The 17,669-nt window shown below is 58.6% G+C and carries 15 protein-coding genes; 8 read left to right on the top strand and 7 right to left on the bottom strand.

Annotation, left to right across the window (positions count from 1 at the left end; translation table 11 throughout):
- Position 1: 1 nt before the first annotated feature.
- Both BKN05_RS01320 and BKN05_RS01315 read left to right on the top strand, forming a co-directional pair.
- Entirely contained in the window at positions 2 to 832 is an 831-nt protein-coding gene (locus BKN05_RS01320; RefSeq protein ID WP_286687744.1) for an ABC transporter ATP-binding protein, read from the top strand.
- A gap of 44 nt (positions 833 to 876) precedes the next feature.
- The gene (locus tag BKN05_RS01315) at positions 877 to 2,430 is read left to right on the top strand and encodes a hypothetical protein (protein ID WP_286687743.1); all 1,554 of its coding nucleotides are present in this window, start codon (positions 877 to 879) and stop codon (positions 2,428 to 2,430) included.
- A 185-nt stretch (positions 2,431 to 2,615) separates the two neighbouring features.
- On the opposite strand, the gene BKN05_RS01310 is transcribed toward BKN05_RS01315, so the two are convergent.
- Positions 2,616 to 3,122 carry a DUF2631 domain-containing protein gene (locus tag BKN05_RS01310; RefSeq protein ID WP_193393089.1) on the bottom strand — a complete coding sequence of 169 codons (507 nt, stop codon included), beginning with the start codon at positions 3,120 to 3,122 and terminating at the stop codon, positions 2,616 to 2,618.
- Positions 3,123 to 3,254: 132 nt separating this feature from the next.
- On the opposite strand from BKN05_RS01310, the gene dxr reads away from it, so the two are divergent.
- The 5 genes from dxr to map all read left to right on the top strand — a co-directional run bounded on the left by dxr (position 3,255) and on the right by map (position 9,799).
- On the top strand, positions 3,255 to 4,415 hold the full coding sequence (dxr, locus tag BKN05_RS01305; protein WP_286687742.1) for a 1-deoxy-D-xylulose-5-phosphate reductoisomerase: 1,161 nt from the start codon (positions 3,255 to 3,257) through the stop codon (positions 4,413 to 4,415).
- Positions 4,416 to 4,429: 14 nt separating this feature from the next.
- On the top strand, positions 4,430 to 5,638 hold the full coding sequence (locus BKN05_RS01300) for a M50 family metallopeptidase (protein ID WP_286687741.1): 1,209 nt from the start codon (positions 4,430 to 4,432) through the stop codon (positions 5,636 to 5,638).
- 108 nt (positions 5,639 to 5,746) lie between these two features.
- A complete protein-coding gene (gene ispG / locus BKN05_RS01295) occupies positions 5,747 to 6,910 on the top strand; it encodes a flavodoxin-dependent (E)-4-hydroxy-3-methylbut-2-enyl-diphosphate synthase (protein ID WP_023021310.1) in 1,164 nt (387 codons plus the stop codon).
- A gap of 81 nt (positions 6,911 to 6,991) precedes the next feature.
- Positions 6,992 to 8,845: a penicillin-binding transpeptidase domain-containing protein gene (locus tag BKN05_RS01290; protein ID WP_286687740.1), complete on the top strand. Its 1,854-nt coding sequence runs from the start codon at positions 6,992 to 6,994 to the stop codon at positions 8,843 to 8,845.
- Positions 8,846 to 8,929: 84 nt separating this feature from the next.
- Positions 8,930 to 9,799 carry a type I methionyl aminopeptidase gene (gene map, locus BKN05_RS01285; protein WP_286687739.1) on the top strand — a complete coding sequence of 290 codons (870 nt, stop codon included), beginning with the start codon at positions 8,930 to 8,932 and terminating at the stop codon, positions 9,797 to 9,799.
- 187 nt (positions 9,800 to 9,986) lie between these two features.
- Here map and BKN05_RS01280 read toward each other — a convergent pair whose 3' ends face one another.
- From BKN05_RS01280 to BKN05_RS01265, 4 genes are all read right to left on the bottom strand, one after another.
- Positions 9,987 to 10,382: a hypothetical protein gene (locus BKN05_RS01280; protein WP_286687738.1), complete on the bottom strand. Its 396-nt coding sequence runs from the start codon at positions 10,380 to 10,382 to the stop codon at positions 9,987 to 9,989.
- 48 nt (positions 10,383 to 10,430) lie between these two features.
- Positions 10,431 to 10,805 carry a hypothetical protein gene (locus tag BKN05_RS01275; RefSeq protein ID WP_286687737.1) on the bottom strand — a complete coding sequence of 125 codons (375 nt, stop codon included), beginning with the start codon at positions 10,803 to 10,805 and terminating at the stop codon, positions 10,431 to 10,433.
- A gap of 322 nt (positions 10,806 to 11,127) precedes the next feature.
- Positions 11,128 to 12,525 carry a mycothione reductase gene (mtr, locus tag BKN05_RS01270; RefSeq protein ID WP_286687736.1) on the bottom strand — a complete coding sequence of 466 codons (1,398 nt, stop codon included), beginning with the start codon at positions 12,523 to 12,525 and terminating at the stop codon, positions 11,128 to 11,130.
- Positions 12,526 to 12,552: 27 nt separating this feature from the next.
- Positions 12,553 to 13,581, bottom strand: coding sequence for an alpha/beta hydrolase (locus BKN05_RS01265; protein WP_286687735.1), 1,029 nt, complete (start codon positions 13,579 to 13,581; stop codon positions 12,553 to 12,555).
- Between the two features lie 265 nt (positions 13,582 to 13,846).
- On the opposite strand from BKN05_RS01265, the gene mqo reads away from it, so the two are divergent.
- Positions 13,847 to 15,343: a malate dehydrogenase (quinone) gene (gene mqo / locus BKN05_RS01260; RefSeq protein WP_286687734.1), complete on the top strand. Its 1,497-nt coding sequence runs from the start codon at positions 13,847 to 13,849 to the stop codon at positions 15,341 to 15,343.
- A gap of 85 nt (positions 15,344 to 15,428) precedes the next feature.
- Here mqo and BKN05_RS01255 read toward each other — a convergent pair whose 3' ends face one another.
- Together BKN05_RS01255 and BKN05_RS01250 are read right to left on the bottom strand one after the other, a co-directional pair.
- On the bottom strand, positions 15,429 to 16,784 hold the full coding sequence (locus BKN05_RS01255; protein WP_286687733.1) for a protein adenylyltransferase SelO: 1,356 nt from the start codon (positions 16,782 to 16,784) through the stop codon (positions 15,429 to 15,431).
- Positions 16,785 to 17,606: a PhzF family phenazine biosynthesis protein gene (locus tag BKN05_RS01250; RefSeq protein WP_286687732.1), complete on the bottom strand. Its 822-nt coding sequence runs from the start codon at positions 17,604 to 17,606 to the stop codon at positions 16,785 to 16,787.
- Positions 17,607 to 17,669 lie beyond the last annotated feature (63 nt).

Below are 17,669 nucleotides of genomic sequence, written 5' to 3'. Positions count from 1 at the left end.
TATGATTACTCCGAATTATCCGCCGCTTGCAGATGACCCCACCTCGCAGGCCTTGGCCGTGCGCGGTCTGAATAAATCTTTCGCTGGACGCCCCGCGGTGTCGAATTTGAGCCTCGACATCCCGCGGGGCTCTATTTATGGCATCGTCGGACCGAATGGCGCTGGCAAGACGACCATGCTCACCATGGCTTGCGGCTTACTGCGGCCAGATAGCGGCGAGGCCTTTATCGCCGGGCACAATACCTGGCAGGACCCGCTCGCAGCGAAGGCGGCAATGGGCCTTCTTATCGATGGTGCTCCAGTTTTCGACCGCTTGTCAGGACCGGAATTCCTTTTCTACCTCGGGGCATTGCGCCGTATGAATCAAATGGAGGCGGAACACCGCAGCGCGCAACTCTTGGATGCCTTGCAGCTTGCCGACGCCGCCGATAAGCCCATCGCAGACTACTCCGCTGGCATGACCAAAAAGATCCTCCTAGCTGGTGCACTATTGCACAACCCAGAAGTTGTGATTCTTGATGAGCCTTTGGAGGCCGTGGATCCTGTATCAGGCAAACTCATTCAGGAACTACTGCGTGCCTACGTTGACCGCGGTGGCACGGTTATCTTGTCCTCCCATGTCATGCAATTGGTGGAGGGGCTGTGCGACCACGTAGCCATTATTGCCGGTGGCCAAGTGCTATCTGCTGGACACGTAGAGGAGGTGCGCCAAGAAGGCAGCCTCACGGATGCCTTTATCCACTTCGCCGGCGGCGGTGAATTTGATGCCGGCTCCTTTGATTGGCTGCGGCGCGATAGCGACGAGCCGCAACGTAGGGGAGGGGAGTTTTAGTCCTTATGACCTCTACGCTGCTAAAACTTCATCGCACATTGTGGGTGCGGAACCTAAAGTCGAATGCCTCAGCGGTCTTGATTCCAATCTGCCTGTTGCTCTACGGACTCATAGGCCTTGCGTCGCTAGGAGCTCTTGCTGCGGCAGATATCTCCATCGGAACTGGAAAAATGCAAGCGCTGGCCGTGGCCCCCGCTGTAGGCACACTTGCCTTTATCGTTATCACCCTCATCATGCCCAGCGGGGAGAATCAGCTTTCTGCCCGTGAACTTTCCGCGTTGCCGGTGCGCTTAAAAGACATCACACCGGCACTGGCTATTGCCTCAATACTCAATCTGCGCGCTCCGGTATCTGTCTTGCTCTCCATCGCCTATGCGGTGGCGGGAAGTGTGATCTTGGCGGCCAATGGCAAGGCATTGTTCATCGTGTCCTTCTGCCTGGGTATGCTCTTTGCCCTAGTGCTGACGCTGGTTTTAGTGGACCTTGCGGTCTATGTCGGGGCTACTGTCGCGGAGCTAAGCTCGACCTCCCTTAAAGTTTTGGGTGCGCTGGCGGTGTTCTTGCTCATCTTTGGTTCTAATCGGCTTGCTTCCCTTGCTGGCTCTGACTTCCCATTGGGAACTGTCGGCGAGGGGCTGGCATGGACGCCCGTAGGCGCACCAGTGGGCTGGGCGCTCGCGCTCGCCCAAGGCCAACTGGCGGTGGCACTTGCACAGGTCCTCATCGCCGCGGCGTCGTTGGGCGCAGCCGTGTGGGCGTGGCACCGGTTGCTGCGCCTGCAATTCGAGCGCCGCACACTCTTCTCTCCGGCGCACCAACGCCGCGAAAAGGTCAAAGGGGTAAGCCGCTTTTCCTTGGGCACCTTTTCCTATCGCGGTCCGGCTGCCATGGAATTTACGCGCTCGTTGCGCTACATCTTCCGTGACTCTCGCCTTATCGGCACCGTCATCATGCAGCCGATTTTGGCAATCGTCTTTATCATTCAGGGCTTTACTACTGATTCCGACTTGCCGTCTATAGGAATGCTATTTCTGGGACTCTTCGGCGGAATGGTAGCCACTAATGATTTTGGCTACGACGGTCCAAGCCTGTGGGTAAAGATGGTCGCCCCAGTCCGTCCGCGCACCTTGCTCTACGCGCGGCACTGGGCGCACTTGGCGCCCACAGCCATAATCTTCGTCCTCTCGGCGGCGGTGCTTTTCACGGTGAGCGCCGACAAAGCGCTCACCGGGTGCTTGATGGTGGTAGCACTGGGAATTTTCATTTCTTCTGCGGGATTGTCATTGCTGCTTTCCACCTTTAATCCCTTTGCCACCGCGCGGCCCGGTGGCAGTATGTGGGCAGATAAATCTGGCTACTCGGCCAGCGCCTTCTTAAGCGCAATCTTGAACCTGTTTATTGGCTGGACGCCGATTATTCCCGGCGTCATTCCAATGGCCATCGGCTACGGATCGAATATGGTTCTGGTTGCGCTGGGGTTTATCCTCGTCATTGCGGTTCCCGTTGCGTGCTATATCGTTGCCCTCCGGGTAAGCGGCAAACGCGTGGACAACTCCTTGCCTGAGATATACGCCAAGGTGGGGCACTGGGTGTCTTAATCCTCTGGTCCCCGAGACAGTGGCCGCATCGCAGCCCTCGCAGGCGCGGTTGGGTTCGTCGGGCTGGGAGTGGGGCCTAAACGACAGAATGTGTTGGTGAGTAGGGGGGCGTCGCCAAGCGGAGGCATAAAGAAACCGCCGGCCTTCGCGGGGAAGGGCGGCGGTAGCTAAAGCGTACTAAAAGCTTAGAGCGCGTGCTTGCCGGAAGTAACCGGGGTGGCGTTGTTGGTGCCTGGCTCAACGCGCAGGTGAGAAACGCGGGAAGGCTCAATGTTGAGCGCGCGCAGCTGGGAATCGGTCAGCTCGGCGTATACGCCGGTGTTGGTCTTCTGGTCGTAGACCCAGTCCGGCTCCTGGTGGCCCACCGGCTGGTTGCGGGCGGTTACGGTGCGAACCTGGTGCAGCTTAGGCTGGAAAGCGTGGATGAGCAGGCCAACGACGAGCAAGATAGCCAAGGCAATGAGCCAGATGGTCTCAACGTGGCCCTTGTGGTTACCAAAGTTGTAGGCAAGCAGGAACAGGACAGAAATCCAACCGGCGATCTGTACGCCAGAGCGGCTGATGCGGGACCAACCGAATCCTGCGGATGGAACGTCCTCAGTAGAAACACCGTCAAATACCTGCGGTACCGGCTTGTGGGAAGACACTTGCTCTCCTTCGCTTCTGCGTGTGTCCGTCTGTGCGATGGGCATGCGGGCACACCAATGCCATTTGTCTGTTACACATTCTAAAACATCGCACCTTAGATGGCGATTAAACACCCCCGTCGCAGTGTGGCGTACCTGCCGCAACCGCCCAATGGTGGTGGGCGCTAGGGTGGAAGCGTGACTACTCAGCGAATACTCATTCTTGGTTCCACCGGTTCAATCGGCACGCAGGCTCTGGAAGTCATTGCGGATAATCCCGATAAATTCGACGTCGTGGGAATCGCTGCGGGTGGCTCCAACCCGCAGCTCATCATCGAACAAGCCCGTAGCCTCAACCTTTCGTTTGACCACGTTGCCGTGGCCAACGAGGGCGCCGCGGCCGAGGTGTCGGCCGCTTTAGGCGGTTCGGTTTTGAGTGGCGCCGACGCTGCAGAGCACCTAGTGCGCTCGACTCCGGCCGATACGGTCCTCAATGCCTTAGTGGGTTCTTTGGGGCTCAAGGCCACCTTGGCCACCTTGGAGATGGGCGAGTACTTAGCCTTGGCCAATAAGGAATCCCTCGTCGCGGGCGGCACGCTGGTTACGCAGAAGGCGCGCCCTGGCCAGATTATCCCTGTTGACTCAGAACACTCCGCCATGGCGCAGTGCCTGCGTGCCGGCGAGGAGGGGGAGTTGGATAAGCTCGTCCTTACCGCCTCTGGTGGCCCCTTCCGTGGTTGGTCGCGCGAAGAGATGTGGGATGTGACCCCTGAGCAGGCAGCGCAGCACCCTACGTGGTCCATGGGGCAGATGAATACCCTCAACTCTGCCACCCTCATTAACAAGGGCTTGGAGCTTATTGAAGCAACGCTGCTCTTTAACATCGCCCCGGAGCGCATCGACGTCACCGTGCACCCGCAGTCCATCATTCACTCCATGGCCACCTTCAAGGACGGCTGCACGATTGCTCAGGTCTCGCCGCCGTCGATGAAGCTGCCCATTTCGCTAGCGCTGAATTGGCCGCACCGCGTACCAGGTGCCCAGCCAGCCTTGGACTTTGCGCAGGCGCATGATTGGCGTTTTGAGCCGCTTGATGATGCCGCCTTTCCCGCCGTCAACCTCGCCCGCAGGGCCGCGGCTGAGGGAACAGGGGTCATCTACAACGCCGCCAATGAGGAGGCAGCGGCCGCGTTCTTGTCCGGGCGCATCCATTTCCCGGAGATCGTGGACGTCGTGGGCAGGATCCTTGATTCCGCATCCGAGTTTGCTGGTGTAGTCTCTAGCCTCGATGAAATCCTCGCGGTGGAAGGCGAGGCGCGCAGGCGCGCGAATGCGCTGATTGATTCGCTGGCTGACTAGAAAGCTTTCACACCATGGCAAACTTGCTGGGCATTATGTTTTTCGCCCTCGGCATCGGGCTTACCGTAGCGCTGCACGAAGCAGGCCATATGCTCACCGCGCGTGCCTTTGGCATGCGCGTGCGCCGCTATTTTATTGGCTTTGGGCCGCGCCTTTTTTCCTTCCGGAAGGGCCACACCGAATATGGACTTGCGGCCTTCCCAGTAGGCGGGTTTTGCGATATCGCTGGCATGACCGCGCAGGATGAATTCCTCACCGAGGAAGAGGAGCCCCATGCGATGTATAAAAAGCCGTGGTGGCAGCGCATAATCGTGATGGCCGGCGGCATCGCTGTCAACCTGATTTTGGGCTTTGTCATCCTCTACTTTGTGGCGATGACGGCTGGCCTGCCCAATCCGGATGCTGATGTGCGCCCGCGTGTGGGCGAGGTGACTTGCTCGGCCAATCAGAAGCCGAACCAAGAGCTAGAAACGTGCACGGGTAAAGGCCCCGCTGGACAGGCCGGCGTGCAGGAGGGCGATATTATTGTGGCCCTCGATGGTCAGAAGCTGGATTCTTTTACCCAGCTGCGAGATGAGGTAATGCAGCGCCCTGGCGAGACCATCACGCTGACGGTCGAGCGCGGTGGGGAAGACAGGGACTTCACAGTCCACCTCGATACGGTCAAGCGGTTGAACCAAGATGGCGAGTTAGTGGATGCTGGCTCAATCGGGCTGAGCAATCAACTTATCGATGTCGTCGAAAAGCACGACGCCGTCGACGCCCTACCGGCAACCTGGCGCTTTAGCACCTATTCGCTGGGAGCAACGGTTGACGGTCTTAAGCAATTCCCCGGCAAAATTCCGGGTGTGGTGGCCTCCATCTTCGGCCACGAACGCGAGGCCGATGGCCCGATGTCCGTCGTCGGCGCTTCTCGCGTGGGCGGCGAATTGGCGGAGCGCTCCCTGTGGTCAATGTTCTTTATGATGCTGGCTACACTGAACTTCTTCCTCGCACTTTTTAACCTGATTCCGCTGCCGCCTTTCGACGGCGGACATATCGCAGTCATCATCTATGAAAAGCTGCGCGATGGCATCCGCAAGCTGGCGGGTAAGCCCGCTCTGGGCCCGGCCGATTACACCAAGTTGATGCCGGTGACCTACGTTATAGCCGCGCTGCTAATGGGCGTTGGTGTCATCGTCATCGTCGCCGATGTGGTCAACCCCATACGGCTATTTGGCTAGCCGCCGTAGCCCCCGCTGCGTGCACTTCAGGCATAAAGCAAGCAGTGCTAGAGTGGGGGCGTTAATCACCCAACGTATGTACTTACTGTGCTTCAACAAGGAGAATTCATGTCGACCCCCATCGGTCTAGGAATCCCAGACGGCCCACCACCAGTCCTGCACCCACGCCGCAAGACTCGTCAGCTGCAGGTGGGCCCGGTCGGTGTCGGCTCTGACTCACCAATTTCGGTGCAGTCGATGACCAATACCAAGACGCACGACATCAATGGCACACTGCAGCAGATCGCGCAGCTGACCGCTTCCGGCTGCGATATCGTGCGCGTGGCTTGCCCTAAGCCCATCGATGCGGAGGCACTTCCGGCCATTGCCAAGAAATCTCCCATCCCGGTGATTGCGGATATCCACTTCCAGCCTAAGTACATCTTCCAGGCCATCGATGCTGGTTGCGCCGCCATCCGCGTGAACCCGGGCAATATCCGCGAGTTTGATGGCCGCGTGAAGGAAGTCGCTAAGGCCGCCGGCGATGCCGGCATTCCAATTCGCATCGGCGTGAATGGTGGCTCCTTGGACAAGCGCTTGCTGGAGAAGTATGGCAAGGCCACCCCGGAGGCACTCGTCGAGTCCGCTATTTGGGAGGCTGGCCTCTTTGAGGAGCACGGTTATGGCGATATCGCTATTTCCGTTAAGCACTCCGATCCGGTTCTGATGGTGGAGGCCTACCGCCAGCTGGCGGAAAAGACTGATTACCCGCTGCACCTCGGCGTGACCGAGGCTGGTCCGAAGTTCATGGGCACCATCAAGTCTTCGGTTGCCTTTGGCGCACTGTTGGCAGAAGGCATTGGCGATACCATTCGCGTGTCCCTGTCCGCTCCGCCGGTAGAGGAAATCAAGGTGGGCGACCAGATTCTGCAGTCGCTCAACCTGCGCCCGCGCAAACTGGAAATCGTCTCCTGCCCGTCCTGTGGCCGCGCCCAGGTGGACGTTTACAAGCTGGCGGAGGAAGTTACCGCAGGATTGGAGGGCATGGAGTTCCCGCTGCGCGTTGCCGTGATGGGCTGCGTTGTCAATGGCCCAGGCGAGGCCCGCGATGCTGACCTCGGCGTTGCCTCCGGCAATGGCAAGGGTCAGATCTTTGTTAAGGGCGAGGTCGTTCGCACCGTGCCGGAGGACAAGATTGTGGAAACCCTTATTGAAGAGGCCATGCGCATTGCCGATGAGCAGGGTATGGAAGCCGTGGAAGGTGCCAAGGCTGAGGTTCGCGTAACCCAGTAATTTACCCACTTTGAGCAGACTGCCCCGCACTTCGGTGTGGGGCAGTCTTTTTTGGCGCTTGCGCTGCTAGAGTGCCAAGACATGAAGAAGTTGGTCGCGCTGGTTGCAACTATCACGCTCGCCTCCACCAGCGTGGTTGCCTGTACACCGAAGCCGGTTTCTGCGGAACCGGTCGCGGAAGAATTCCTCCAGGGGATGGAATCCCGCAATAATGACGGCTTAGCCGCGCTTACCGATGCCCCCTCCGACGCCACCTCCGCCCTCGATGCCACCTACTCCGGCCTGCAGGCCGAGGGGCTCGACATTGAGCTTGAAGGCATGGACCAAGATGAGACCCTCGCCACGGCGAACTACAAGGTCACCTGGGATCTGCCCAAGGATCGTACCTTGAGCTATGACACGCAGATGACGCTGACGAAGACTGAGGATGAGTGGACGGTGCGGTGGAAGCCAAGCCTTATCCACCCCGACCTGGGAGCAAACCAGCACTTAGAGCTGCGCGCGTTGGAAGCAAAGCGTGCCAGCGTAGTTTCTTCCAATGGAGTGGAATTGATGAGCCCGGGCCTGAACTACCGACTGGTGGTAGATACCAGTTCCTTGGAGGATGTGCGCCCTACCGCGTCAAAGATTAGCGGCGCGTTGGCAGCCGCCCATCGCCAGGATGAGTCAATTGCAGACATTGATGCCAAGGATTTGGCCAAGAAATTGGAGGATGCAGACGGTTCTTACTCCGTAACTATGTTCACGGAGGACCAAGCCAAGGCGGTGCGCCCGAAGGTGGAGGGCATGGACGGCGTGCGCCTCAACGAGGAGCCAGCCTTGGTTACCCGCGACCGCGGGTTAGCCCCCGATCTTATGTCGCGCGTGCGCTCTGCGGTCCAAGACGAGGTCGATGGTCAAACTGGCTGGTCCATCTCCGTGGTCAATGAGAATGGTGCGGCGCTTTCGGACGTCGAGAAGCATGCGCCTAATGCTGCACCGTCGATTAAGGTGGGCCTTGATTACGACGTGCAGCGCGCCGCACAAGAAGCGGTAAACGAGCGCTCGGATTCGCAAGCTATGCTCGTAGCCATCCGGCCTTCTAATGGCGATATTTTGGCCGTCGCCCAAACCGAGAAGGCCGATGAAGACGGTGACGTAGCCCTCCAAGGCCAGTACCCACCCGGCTCAGTGTTCAAGATTCTCACTGCCGCGGCGGGTGTAGAAAACCAGGGCCTTACTACCGATTCCATCGTGCCGTGCCCGGGCACCATGGACATCTTTGGCCGCGTGGTGACCAACTATAATGCCTTCGCCCTAGGCAGCGTTCCTCTTAGCCAAGCATTCGCGCAGTCCTGCAACACCACCTTTGCGGATATTTCTACTAAGCTCAAGCCCGGTGAATTGAAGGACATGGGAAAGAAGTTCGGCTTCGGCGTGGAATACGATATTCCGGGCCTCACTACCATTACTGGTTCCATCCCGGAGGGAAAAGAACCACTAGAGCGCACGGAAGCCGGCTATGGACAGGGCTATGACTTGGCGAGCCCTTTCGGCATGGCACTTGTTTCTGCAACGGTTGCTAATGGCAAAACGCCGACGCCTTCGCTGATTGAGGGCCATGAGACTAAAGCGTCCGATAAGCCGCAGCGGATTCCCAAGCACGTGCTGGACAATGTCCGCGCCATGATGCGCCAAGTGGTCACCAGCGGTACTGCCCGCAGTATGGCAGCGGGTGGCACGATTTACGGCAAGACCGGTGAGGCCGAGATTAATGAGGGCTCGCACGCCTGGTTTACCGGCTACCGCGAAGAAGACGATATCGCCTTTGCCACCCTCGTGGTCTTGGGCGGCGGCTCCGATGCTTCGGTCAATATCACCAGCAATTTCTTGCAGAAGGTCGATGACTACCGCTCCGGTCCGCACAAGGGTGCGGCTCCGCCGGCCGAGGGATAGACCTAGACCCAGAGCTGAAGCTACGGCCCTAGCTTATGACCCCGGCTGCTGCATTATGGGCGCAGAGGACTACCATGGGAAACCATGAGTAATCGAGGAAAGCTAAAGCCAGGCAAGCCCACTCCGATCCTCACCGTGCCGGAGAGCATTGAGCGACCGGAGTACGTGTGGAAGGACGAGGTACAAGAGGGCATTGGTGAGCCCTACGTCCAGTCCCCAGAGGTTATTGAGAAGATGCGCGAGGCCTGCAAAATCGCGGCCAACGCCCTCAAGGAGGCTGGAAAGGCCGTGCAGCCGGGCGTAACCACTGATTACGTGGACCGCGTCGCGCACGAGTACATGTGCGACCACGGCGCTTACCCGTCTACGCTAGGCTACCGCGGCTTCCCCAAGTCCAGCTGTGTATCCCTCAATGAGATTGTTTGCCACGGCATCCCGGATACCACCGTGATTGAGGATGGCGACATCGTCAATATCGATATCACCGCTTATAAGAATGGCGTCCACGGCGATAATAACGCCACCTTCCTTGCCGGTAACGTCTCCGAGGAACACCGCCTGCTGGTAGAGCGCACCAAGGAGGCCACCATGCGCGGCATCAAGGCCGCAAAGCCTGGCCGCGAGATCAATGTCATTGGTCGCGTGATTGAGTCTTATGTCAAGCGTTTTGGCTACAACGTCGTGCGCGACTTCACCGGCCATGGCGTCGGCCCAACCTTCCATAACGGCCTTGTTGTCCTGCACCATGACTCGACCGTTTACCGCGACATCCTTGAGCCTGGTATGACCCTGACTGTTGAGCCGATGATTAATCTTGGCTCCTTGGATTACGAGATCTGGGATGATGACTGGACTGTGCAAAACACCGACGGCAAGTTCACCGCCCAGTTTGAGCACACCCTCGTCATTACCGAGGACGGCAACGAAATCCTCACCATTCCCGACGAGGACTAAAGCTTTTTAATAAAGGCCGCCTCCACACGACCCAATGCAGGGAAGTGGGGGCGGCCTTTGTGCATGCTTGCTGACGTCCCGCGCAAGGCATCAGCACTCAGCACGTAGCTGTGCATAGCAAAGGGGCCCCGTTCTTAAAACGGGGCCCGCAATCCCTAGCTATCTAGAGCCAATCTTTGGCTAGCAATTAGCGGAAGATTGGGTCCAGAACGTGAGGGATGAAGCCGTTGTATACGGCGTAGTTGTAAGCACCGATCAGGGCGCCGATTGCGGAGGTGATGCCCAGAGCAACGGTGCCGTCGCGCCAGATCTCGCCCCAGCGAGGGTTGTTTTCGCCCTTCTCCACACCGAGAAGTTCGTGGCCGGTTACCTTCTTATCCTTGTCAGCGTTAGCGCCGATCTTGGAGGACAGGGTCGGGTACTCGCCTTTGTCAGCCTTGGTGTCCTTGATGACGGAGGAGAGGTTCTCGCCCAGGGAAGCACGCTCGTTGGGGGTGTCTTCAGCAGAAGCGACAGCGACGCCGCCGAAAGCGACGGTAGCAGCGGTAGCAGCAGCAACGGCTGCAGTGCGGAAGTTACGCATTGTGAAAATTACCTTTCGGAAGTTTTGATGAAGCCGTATGGCTGTTGCTTAGAAGGAAGGGCCGTGGTTGATGAAGTTGTAGACCGGGCCGATGACGCCGCCCAGAACAGCACCGATGCCGCCCAGGATGGTGAGGGAATACAGAACCTTAGCCCATACCGGCTGCTCGGAGAAGTCCTTGGAAGAACCGAAGATCTTGGTGCCGTCAGCTTCCTTCTCGCCCTCGAGCTTCAAATCCTGGTCTACCTTGTTAGGGAAGCTCTGGCCCTTGGAGGAGGAGCCCTCCTGGGAGGAGCCCTCGTTAGTGGCAGGAGCGGTCTGGGTGGCGTCGGAGGAGCCCTCTGCTGCTACGGCAACGGTGGTGCCGCCGAAGGCAACGGCGAGAGCGGTTGCGCCAGCGATAGCTGCATTGCGGATACGCATATCAAAATTCCTTAAAAGTCGTACTTGCAAGGCTTCCACACTGGGAAACCAAAGTGTTATTGAATGTACAGGGAACATCCAGAAACACGCGGTAGCCGTGTTCGTATCGGCTCTAGCCGGTGTCCCCAGTGAATCTAGTAAAACTCTTGTCCTTTTGCACGTCAAGGGCCGGAATTTCATCCATTAAATTAATGCGTGCCCCTAAATGGCGGTGAATTCCCTGCAGGTGCGAATGAGGCTTCCTTGGCGTGAAATGGGAATATGCTCCGAAAGCTGGGAAGATACTGGGCGTGTGTGAGAAAGATCACGTAACAATTTACTTTTACCACTCCAGTCCCAAAAGGGCATTTTCCACTACTTCTGGCAGTGCGGGATGGATCCAATATTGGTTGCGGATGAACTCCCGCATGTCCAATTTGTAAGCCATCGCGGTAATCAATTGCTGGATCAAGGTAGAAGCCTGTGGACCCATGAGGTGCGCGCCGAGAAGCTGCCCAGTGGAGCGGTCTGCTACCAGCTTGCAGATGCCAGTGCTATCTTCCATAGCCCAGCCGTAGGCAACGTCGCCAAAGTTCTGGACCTTGACGGTGACGTCGAAGCCCTTCTGTCGTGCCTGCTTCTCAGTTAGGCCCACTGTGGCGATTTGTGGGTGGGTAAAGATGGCGGCGGGGACATTGTCGTGGGGCAGTGGGCGGAGATCTTCTGGGTGGAGCAGATTGTGCTGCACGGCGCGGGTCTCCGCATTGGCTACGTGCTTGAGCATATATGGAGAAGAGACATCGCCAAGCGCCCAAACGCCCTCGGCGGTGGTGCGGCCGAACTCATCGGTTTTTAGTCGGCCGTCGGAAAGCATCTCAATGCCTGCCTTATCTACATCCATCTGGTCGCCATTTGGGGTGCGTCCAGTGGCAACCAGAATGGCCTCTGCCTCAATAGAGGTGCCATCATCTAGCTCCAACCGCACTCCCTTGTCAGTCTCCTCGAGTTTGGTGCCATTGGCTATGCGCACGTCGAAGCGATCGCGAGCAATCTGGTTGAAGCGGCTGGACAGGTCATCATCCAAGTGTCGCAGCAAGGTCTCGGAGCGATTGACCACGGTCACCTTGGTGCCGACACCGTCAAAGACATGGGCAAACTCCATGGCGATATAGCCACCGCCTACCACAATGAGGCTTTCTGGCTGGTGGTCCATGCGCATGATGTCTTCATTGGTGTAGTACTTCACGCCCGAGTTGGCATAGACCTCCGGAATCACCGGACGGGAGCCGGCGGCAATGACGATCTGGTCGCCGCTGATGACATGTTCGCCGGTCTGAATGGTCTTCGGGCCAACAAAGCGGGCATGCTCGTCATATACGGTGATATTTGGCGTTTCCTCACCGCGGCGATACTGCTCGCCGCCCTTGGCAATTTGGTCAATGCGGTTGGTAAAGACGCGGTCCACGATGGAATCCCAATCCACGCTATTGACCTGAGCATCTAGGCCTAGACGGCCGGCCTCGCGCGCCGCTAGGGCAATATCGGCGGCATAGACATACATCTTGGTGGGAATGCAGCCTACGTTGAGGCAGGTGCCGCCGAAGGTGCCTTTTTCAATGATGGCGATTTTCTGGTCATCAAAATCCGGGCTAGGGATGGAGTTTCCGGAGCCCGTGCCGATGATAATGAGGTCGAAATGTTCCTCGGCAGCGGTCGTATGGGACTGGTGTGAAGTAGTCACGTTTATTCCTTATATATAGGGGCTAAATTACTGAGTGGATTGTGGAGTATCGAGGACGGTGGGCAGCCACTTGTCACAGGTGTCAAAAGCTTCTTGGAGCGGGTCCGGAAGCGATAGGAACACATCGTGCCTAGCGCCCTTGATGGGATGCAAGGTGTAGTGGGCATTGAGTTCCTTTGCCCAGCGCCGCGTTTGCGCAACGTCGATGATGACATCCGCGTGGTTCACGCTGTCGGAGTACGGCTGACCCAATAGGGTTCGGGTGGACTGCAGCGTCAATATGGGGACGCCGGCATCAACGCGGCCGCTGTGGATAGCATCAAAGCCATGGAACACCGCGGCTATCCAGCCGACATATTTCTTATGGCCGGCCAATGGCTTAAAGCGAAGATCAAAATCCCAGTCGCCGTAGAAATCCTTGTGTACGGACTCGCCATAGGCGGTGAGGTTGCCACCGGGCAGGGGAGTCATGGGGGCCTTGCGGGCCAGCGCATAGAGCAACGGTTTGAGGGGAGTGAGAATCTGGCCAGGCACGCCCATCATGTCGAGCCATGGACTATTAAGGATGAGGCCCGCTAAGCGCTGGTGGCGTTCTCGGTCGGTTCGGCGCAGATGATCCATCCACAGCGGGGCGATCAAGCCACCGGTGGAGTGGGCGATGAAGACGACCTCATCATTGGGGATGGCATCGAGTGCGGCGGTGAGGTCAGCGAAATAGAACGCCAAATCCGATACATAGTGCCACGACTGGCCCGAGCGGCGCGAGCGGCCGCACTTGCGCAGATCGATGGCATAAAAGTCATAACCCTCGGCGGCAAAGTGCTCCGCTACGTGGGTGTGGAAGAAATAATCGGTCATGCCGTGTAGCCACACCAGCGCCGGGCGTGACGGGGTGGCTGACTCACGTGCAGTACCACCCGCGTGCTCCGGCGCGTAGTGCACCAGCGTGGTGACCACGTCGCCCTCGCCATCGGGGTCCGCGCCTAAGTCAATGGTGGCAGCTTCATAGTCAGGGCCAAGTTTGTCTGGGCCCCATACCGGGGAGTGTGTAACCATGCCTCGATTCTAGGTGCAATGAAGAACTTATGGTGCTGCCGGTGGGGTGTAAATACTGGGGGCGGAAATTCCCACATTTTCGCCACTGGTCTGGGGGAGAAATCCCAAATTGGATGAGAAAAAGCGTAGAGTAAGGCCTTAATGCGTGACGCACTGCCAGGTTGTCATAGCGCAACGATGGTGGCGCGGGGCGCTAAGCGCTAAAAATCAAGGCGTAGACCGCGCCGATGGATATCTATTTTCAATTCGAAGAGGTAATAACACAGTGTCCTCCGCTAAGAAGACAGCACAGGTTGTAGACGAGGTCGATGTAGTACTAATCGGTGCTGGCATCATGAGCGCCACCCTGGGTGCTATGCTCCGCGAGTTGGAGCCCAGCTGGACTCAGATGGTCTTTGAGCGCCTCGATGGCCCCGCATTGGAGTCCTCCTCCCCATGGAATAACGCCGGTACCGGTCACTCCGCGCTGTGCGAGCTGAACTACACCCCGGAGAAGAATGGCCGCATTGATATCTCCAAGGCTCTGGGCACCAACGAGAAGTTCCAGAAGTCTCGCCAGTTCTGGTCCCACCAGCTCAACAACGGTATTCTCACCGACCCGAGCGAATTCATTAATCCGGTTCCGCACGTGTCCTTCGCACAGGGCGAAATCCAGGTGGATTACCTCAAGCGCCGCTATGATGTGCTGAGCGAGAAGCACATGTTCCCGGGCATGCAGTTCTCCGCAGACGATTCCGACTTTGCTGAGAAGCTGCCGCTGATGGCGAAGGGCCGTGACTTCTCCAATAAGGTGGCCATTTCCTGGACCGACGCTGGTACCGACGTCAACTTTGGCGCGCTGACCAAGCAGTTCCTGACCGCAGCTAAGGCCTCCGGTACCGAGATCCGCTACGGACATGAAGTCATCGACATCAAGCGTGATGGCTCCGCGTGGAAGGTGTACTCCAAGAACAAGCACACTGGCGACATCACCGTAGTTAAGGCCAAGTTCGTCTTCGTAGGTGCCGGCGGTTACGCCCTGGACCTGCTGCGCAAGGCAAAGGTGAAGGAAGTTGCCGGTTACGCAGGCTTCCCGGTATCCGGTCTGTGGCTGCGCTCCAAGAACCCAGAGCTTATCGAGCAGCACCAGGCAAAGGTCTATGGCAAGGCTGCTGTGGGCGCTCCGCCAATGTCCGTGCCGCACCTGGATACCCGCGTTATCGACGGCGAGAAGGGCCTGCTGTTCGGTCCTTACGGTGGCTGGAGCCCGAAGTTCCTGAAGAAGGGCACCTATCTGGACCTGTTCAAGTCCATCCGCCCAGACAACATCACCTCTTACCTCGGCGTTGCCGTGCAAGAGTTCGGTCTGACCAAGTACCTGGTCGATGAGGTGCGCAAGAGCTTCTCGGACCGCGTGGAAGCCCTGCGCGAGTACGTACCGGAAGCAAAGGAAAGCGACTGGGAGACTGTTATCGCTGGGCAGCGCGTCCAAGTGATTAAGCCTGCTGGTGCGCCGCAGTTCGGCTCCCTCGAGTTCGGCACCACCTTGGTGAACAACCAAGAGGGCAATATCGCCGGCCTGCTCGGCGCTTCCCCGGGTGCATCCATTGCCCCGGCCGTCATGCTGGAGCTGCTGGAGCGTTGCTTCGGCGAGCACATGATTGATTGGGCAGACAAGATCCGCGAGATGGTTCCGTCTTATGGCATCAAGCTGCGCAACGATGAGAAGCTGTACGACGAGATGTGGGAGTACACCCAGAAGACCCTGAAGCTGGACCGCTAAGAGCTAGCTTTCCTCCCTACACACCCCCGCGCCGCCACGTCTGCGGTGCGGGGGTTCCGTGTCTACTAAGTACGTAATGGCAGCCCTAGGTGCCGCAGTAGGTGATGTAGCCCTCGAGGCCGTTTGGATCCGGCGATTCGAACGCTGGGTTGGGCTCCCACGGGTGGGTGACCGCGTGGAGGAGCTCCTGATACAGGCCCAACTCCCCGCGTTCGGCAGCCTCCAGCGCGGATTCTACGGCGAGGTTGCGCGGGATAACCCGCGGCATGGCGCTATCGACGCGGGAAGGATCGGGCGAGGACGCAAGGTACTCAGCCAAGAAGTCTCCCTCGGCAAAAAGCTCGCGGGCGTGGGTGGGGTGGCCCGCGGCGGCGTCGGCAAGAGCGCGGTGGGCCAGCGTGATATCTGGGCCGTTGAGCTGCATGGCATCCGCATAAGAAGAAGCGACCTCTAGAGAGGTATCCAGAGCCTGTGCTAAATCTGCCTTGCGCTGGTTCCCAAAGCGGTCTGTAAAGCCGTTGATGGATTCTTGGGCAAAGCTCATGGCCTTATTCATGTCCATATCAAAAAGCGGCAACAGGGATTCCGCCAAGCGGGCCAGGTTCCAGCCCAGAATGGAGGGCTGATTTCCAAAGGCATAGCGGCCCTGCCTATCGATGCTGGAAAAGACCGTCGCGGACGAATAGGCCTCCATGAAGGCGCAGGGGCCATAGTCAATGGTTTCGCCAGAGATGGTGGTGTTATCCGTATTCATCACGCCGTGGATAAAGCCCAAGCGCATCCAGCGGGACACGGTGCGGATCTGCGCATCCATCACCTGGGTGAAAAATTCCTGGTAGTTCGCGCCAGGGTAGTGGCGCGCAATGGCATAATCGGCCAGCTGGCGGGTGTAATCCGTCTGCGCGGCTAGGTGAAAGGTGCCGACGCGGATATGGCTGGCTGCCACGCGTACCACAATGCCGGCCGGTTGCACGTGCCCGCGCTGAATGGGCCGTCCGGTGGAGATAACCGCCAGCGCCCGAGTGGTGGGAACACCCAAAGCATGCATAGCCTCAGAGACTAGGTACTCGCGCAGCATGGAAGACAGCGTTCCGCGGCCATCGGACCCGAGGCGGGAAAAGGGAGTAAGTCCAGTTCCTTTGGCATGGAGATCCCATAGCCGCCCGTCCTTATCCACCTCGCCCAAAAGCATGGCTCGGCCGTCTCCCATCTGTGGGTTAAACGCACCGAATTGGAAGCCGGAATAGGCCATGGCGTGGCCGCCCGCGCGGCCGGTAAGGAAATCCATGCCCTCGGAGGAGCGCAGCCAGTCCGGGTCGAGTCCTAACTCCATGGCGAGTTCCTCGTTTAGGATGACCATCTCTGGGTTCGGCTGCTCCTCACCCTCGGTGGGGCGAACCAAGTGGGGAAGCTTCTGGGCAAAATCGTGATGGAGCTGCATCTAAACCTCCAGTGTTCCGCGCACGCGAATCTGGGCGCGACCGCCCACCCAAATATCCGTGCCGTCATCGTTGATAAATACTTCGCCCGCCCGGCCAATCTGGCTGCCTTGTGCTGCGGTATAACGCGCCGGCACCACGTTGCGCGAGCGCATAAACTGCGCGGCGCCGCCGTTGAAAGAACCGGTGACTGGGTCTTCGAATTGGGTGGTAAAGGCCCGCACCTCATAGGCCGGCTCGCCCTTTGCGGCATTGGGATTAAGGCCCACAACGCCGACCTTGGGGCGCTCGGCCCGGGGCTTAACCGCGCGCACCGCCGCGGCATCGCGCAATTGAAGCAGGCGCCAGCCCGGGCCATTGTCCACCCAGCCATGGTTCACAATATCCGCGCTATCTAGCCCCAACCCAGCGCAGGCCTCCTTCAGCTCTGCCGGGCTCAGCGGTTCTTCGCGGCGCAGCGGCGGGGTAGCAAAGGAAAAGACTTCGCCCTCTTCGCGGACGGTTACCAAGCCCACGCCGCATTCTTGGACGATGCGTCCCTCTTCCCGTGGCTGATTGCCTAGTGCCCGCCACGTGGCAGCGCTGCCCAAGGTGGGGTGGCCGGCAAAATCAAACTCCTCGTACGGTGTGAAAATGCGCACGCGGTAGTCCGCGCGGGCGTCGTGAGGCTCGAGCAAGAAGGTGGTTTCAGAAAAGTTAGTCCAGTTCGCGATTGCCTGCATCTGCTCGCTACTTAGTCCATCGGCGCCCGTAATCACCGCCAAGGCATTGCCGTTAAAGGCACCCGTGGCAAAAACATCAACCTCAAAGAACTCGTGGTGCATGCCCGCCAGTCTAGTCAGCCCCAGGGATGAGGACTAAGGCTTAGAGCCTGCGCTAGCCTAGAA

Origin of the sequence: Corynebacterium sp. S5S1, assembly GCF_001913985.1 — a bacterium.
Taxonomy (GTDB): domain Bacteria; phylum Actinomycetota; class Actinomycetes; order Mycobacteriales; family Mycobacteriaceae; genus Corynebacterium; species Corynebacterium marquesiae.
Note: the sequence above shows the minus strand (reverse complement) of the source record. Positions and strands in the feature narration are given on the sequence as shown.

Coding starts and splice junctions, on each gene's coding strand:
- BKN05_RS01290 (WP_286687740.1), top strand. CDS start 6,992: ATGAAGAAGTTGGTCGCGCTGGTTGCAACTATCACGCTCGCCTCCACC.
- map (WP_286687739.1), top strand. CDS start 8,930: ATGAGTAATCGAGGAAAGCTAAAGCCAGGCAAGCCCACTCCGATCCTC.
- BKN05_RS01255 (WP_286687733.1), bottom strand. CDS start 16,784: ATGCAGCTCCATCACGATTTTGCCCAGAAGCTTCCCCACTTGGTTCGC.
- BKN05_RS01265 (WP_286687735.1), bottom strand. CDS start 13,581: ATGGTTACACACTCCCCGGTATGGGGCCCAGACAAACTTGGCCCTGAC.
- BKN05_RS01250 (WP_286687732.1), bottom strand. CDS start 17,606: ATGCACCACGAGTTCTTTGAGGTTGATGTTTTTGCCACGGGTGCCTTT.
- BKN05_RS01275 (WP_286687737.1), bottom strand. CDS start 10,805: ATGCGTATCCGCAATGCAGCTATCGCTGGCGCAACCGCTCTCGCCGTT.
- BKN05_RS01320 (WP_286687744.1), top strand. CDS start 2: ATGATTACTCCGAATTATCCGCCGCTTGCAGATGACCCCACCTCGCAG.
- BKN05_RS01300 (WP_286687741.1), top strand. CDS start 4,430: ATGGCAAACTTGCTGGGCATTATGTTTTTCGCCCTCGGCATCGGGCTT.
- ispG (WP_023021310.1), top strand. CDS start 5,747: ATGTCGACCCCCATCGGTCTAGGAATCCCAGACGGCCCACCACCAGTC.
- BKN05_RS01310 (WP_193393089.1), bottom strand. CDS start 3,122: ATGCCCATCGCACAGACGGACACACGCAGAAGCGAAGGAGAGCAAGTG.
- BKN05_RS01280 (WP_286687738.1), bottom strand. CDS start 10,382: ATGCGTAACTTCCGCACTGCAGCCGTTGCTGCTGCTACCGCTGCTACC.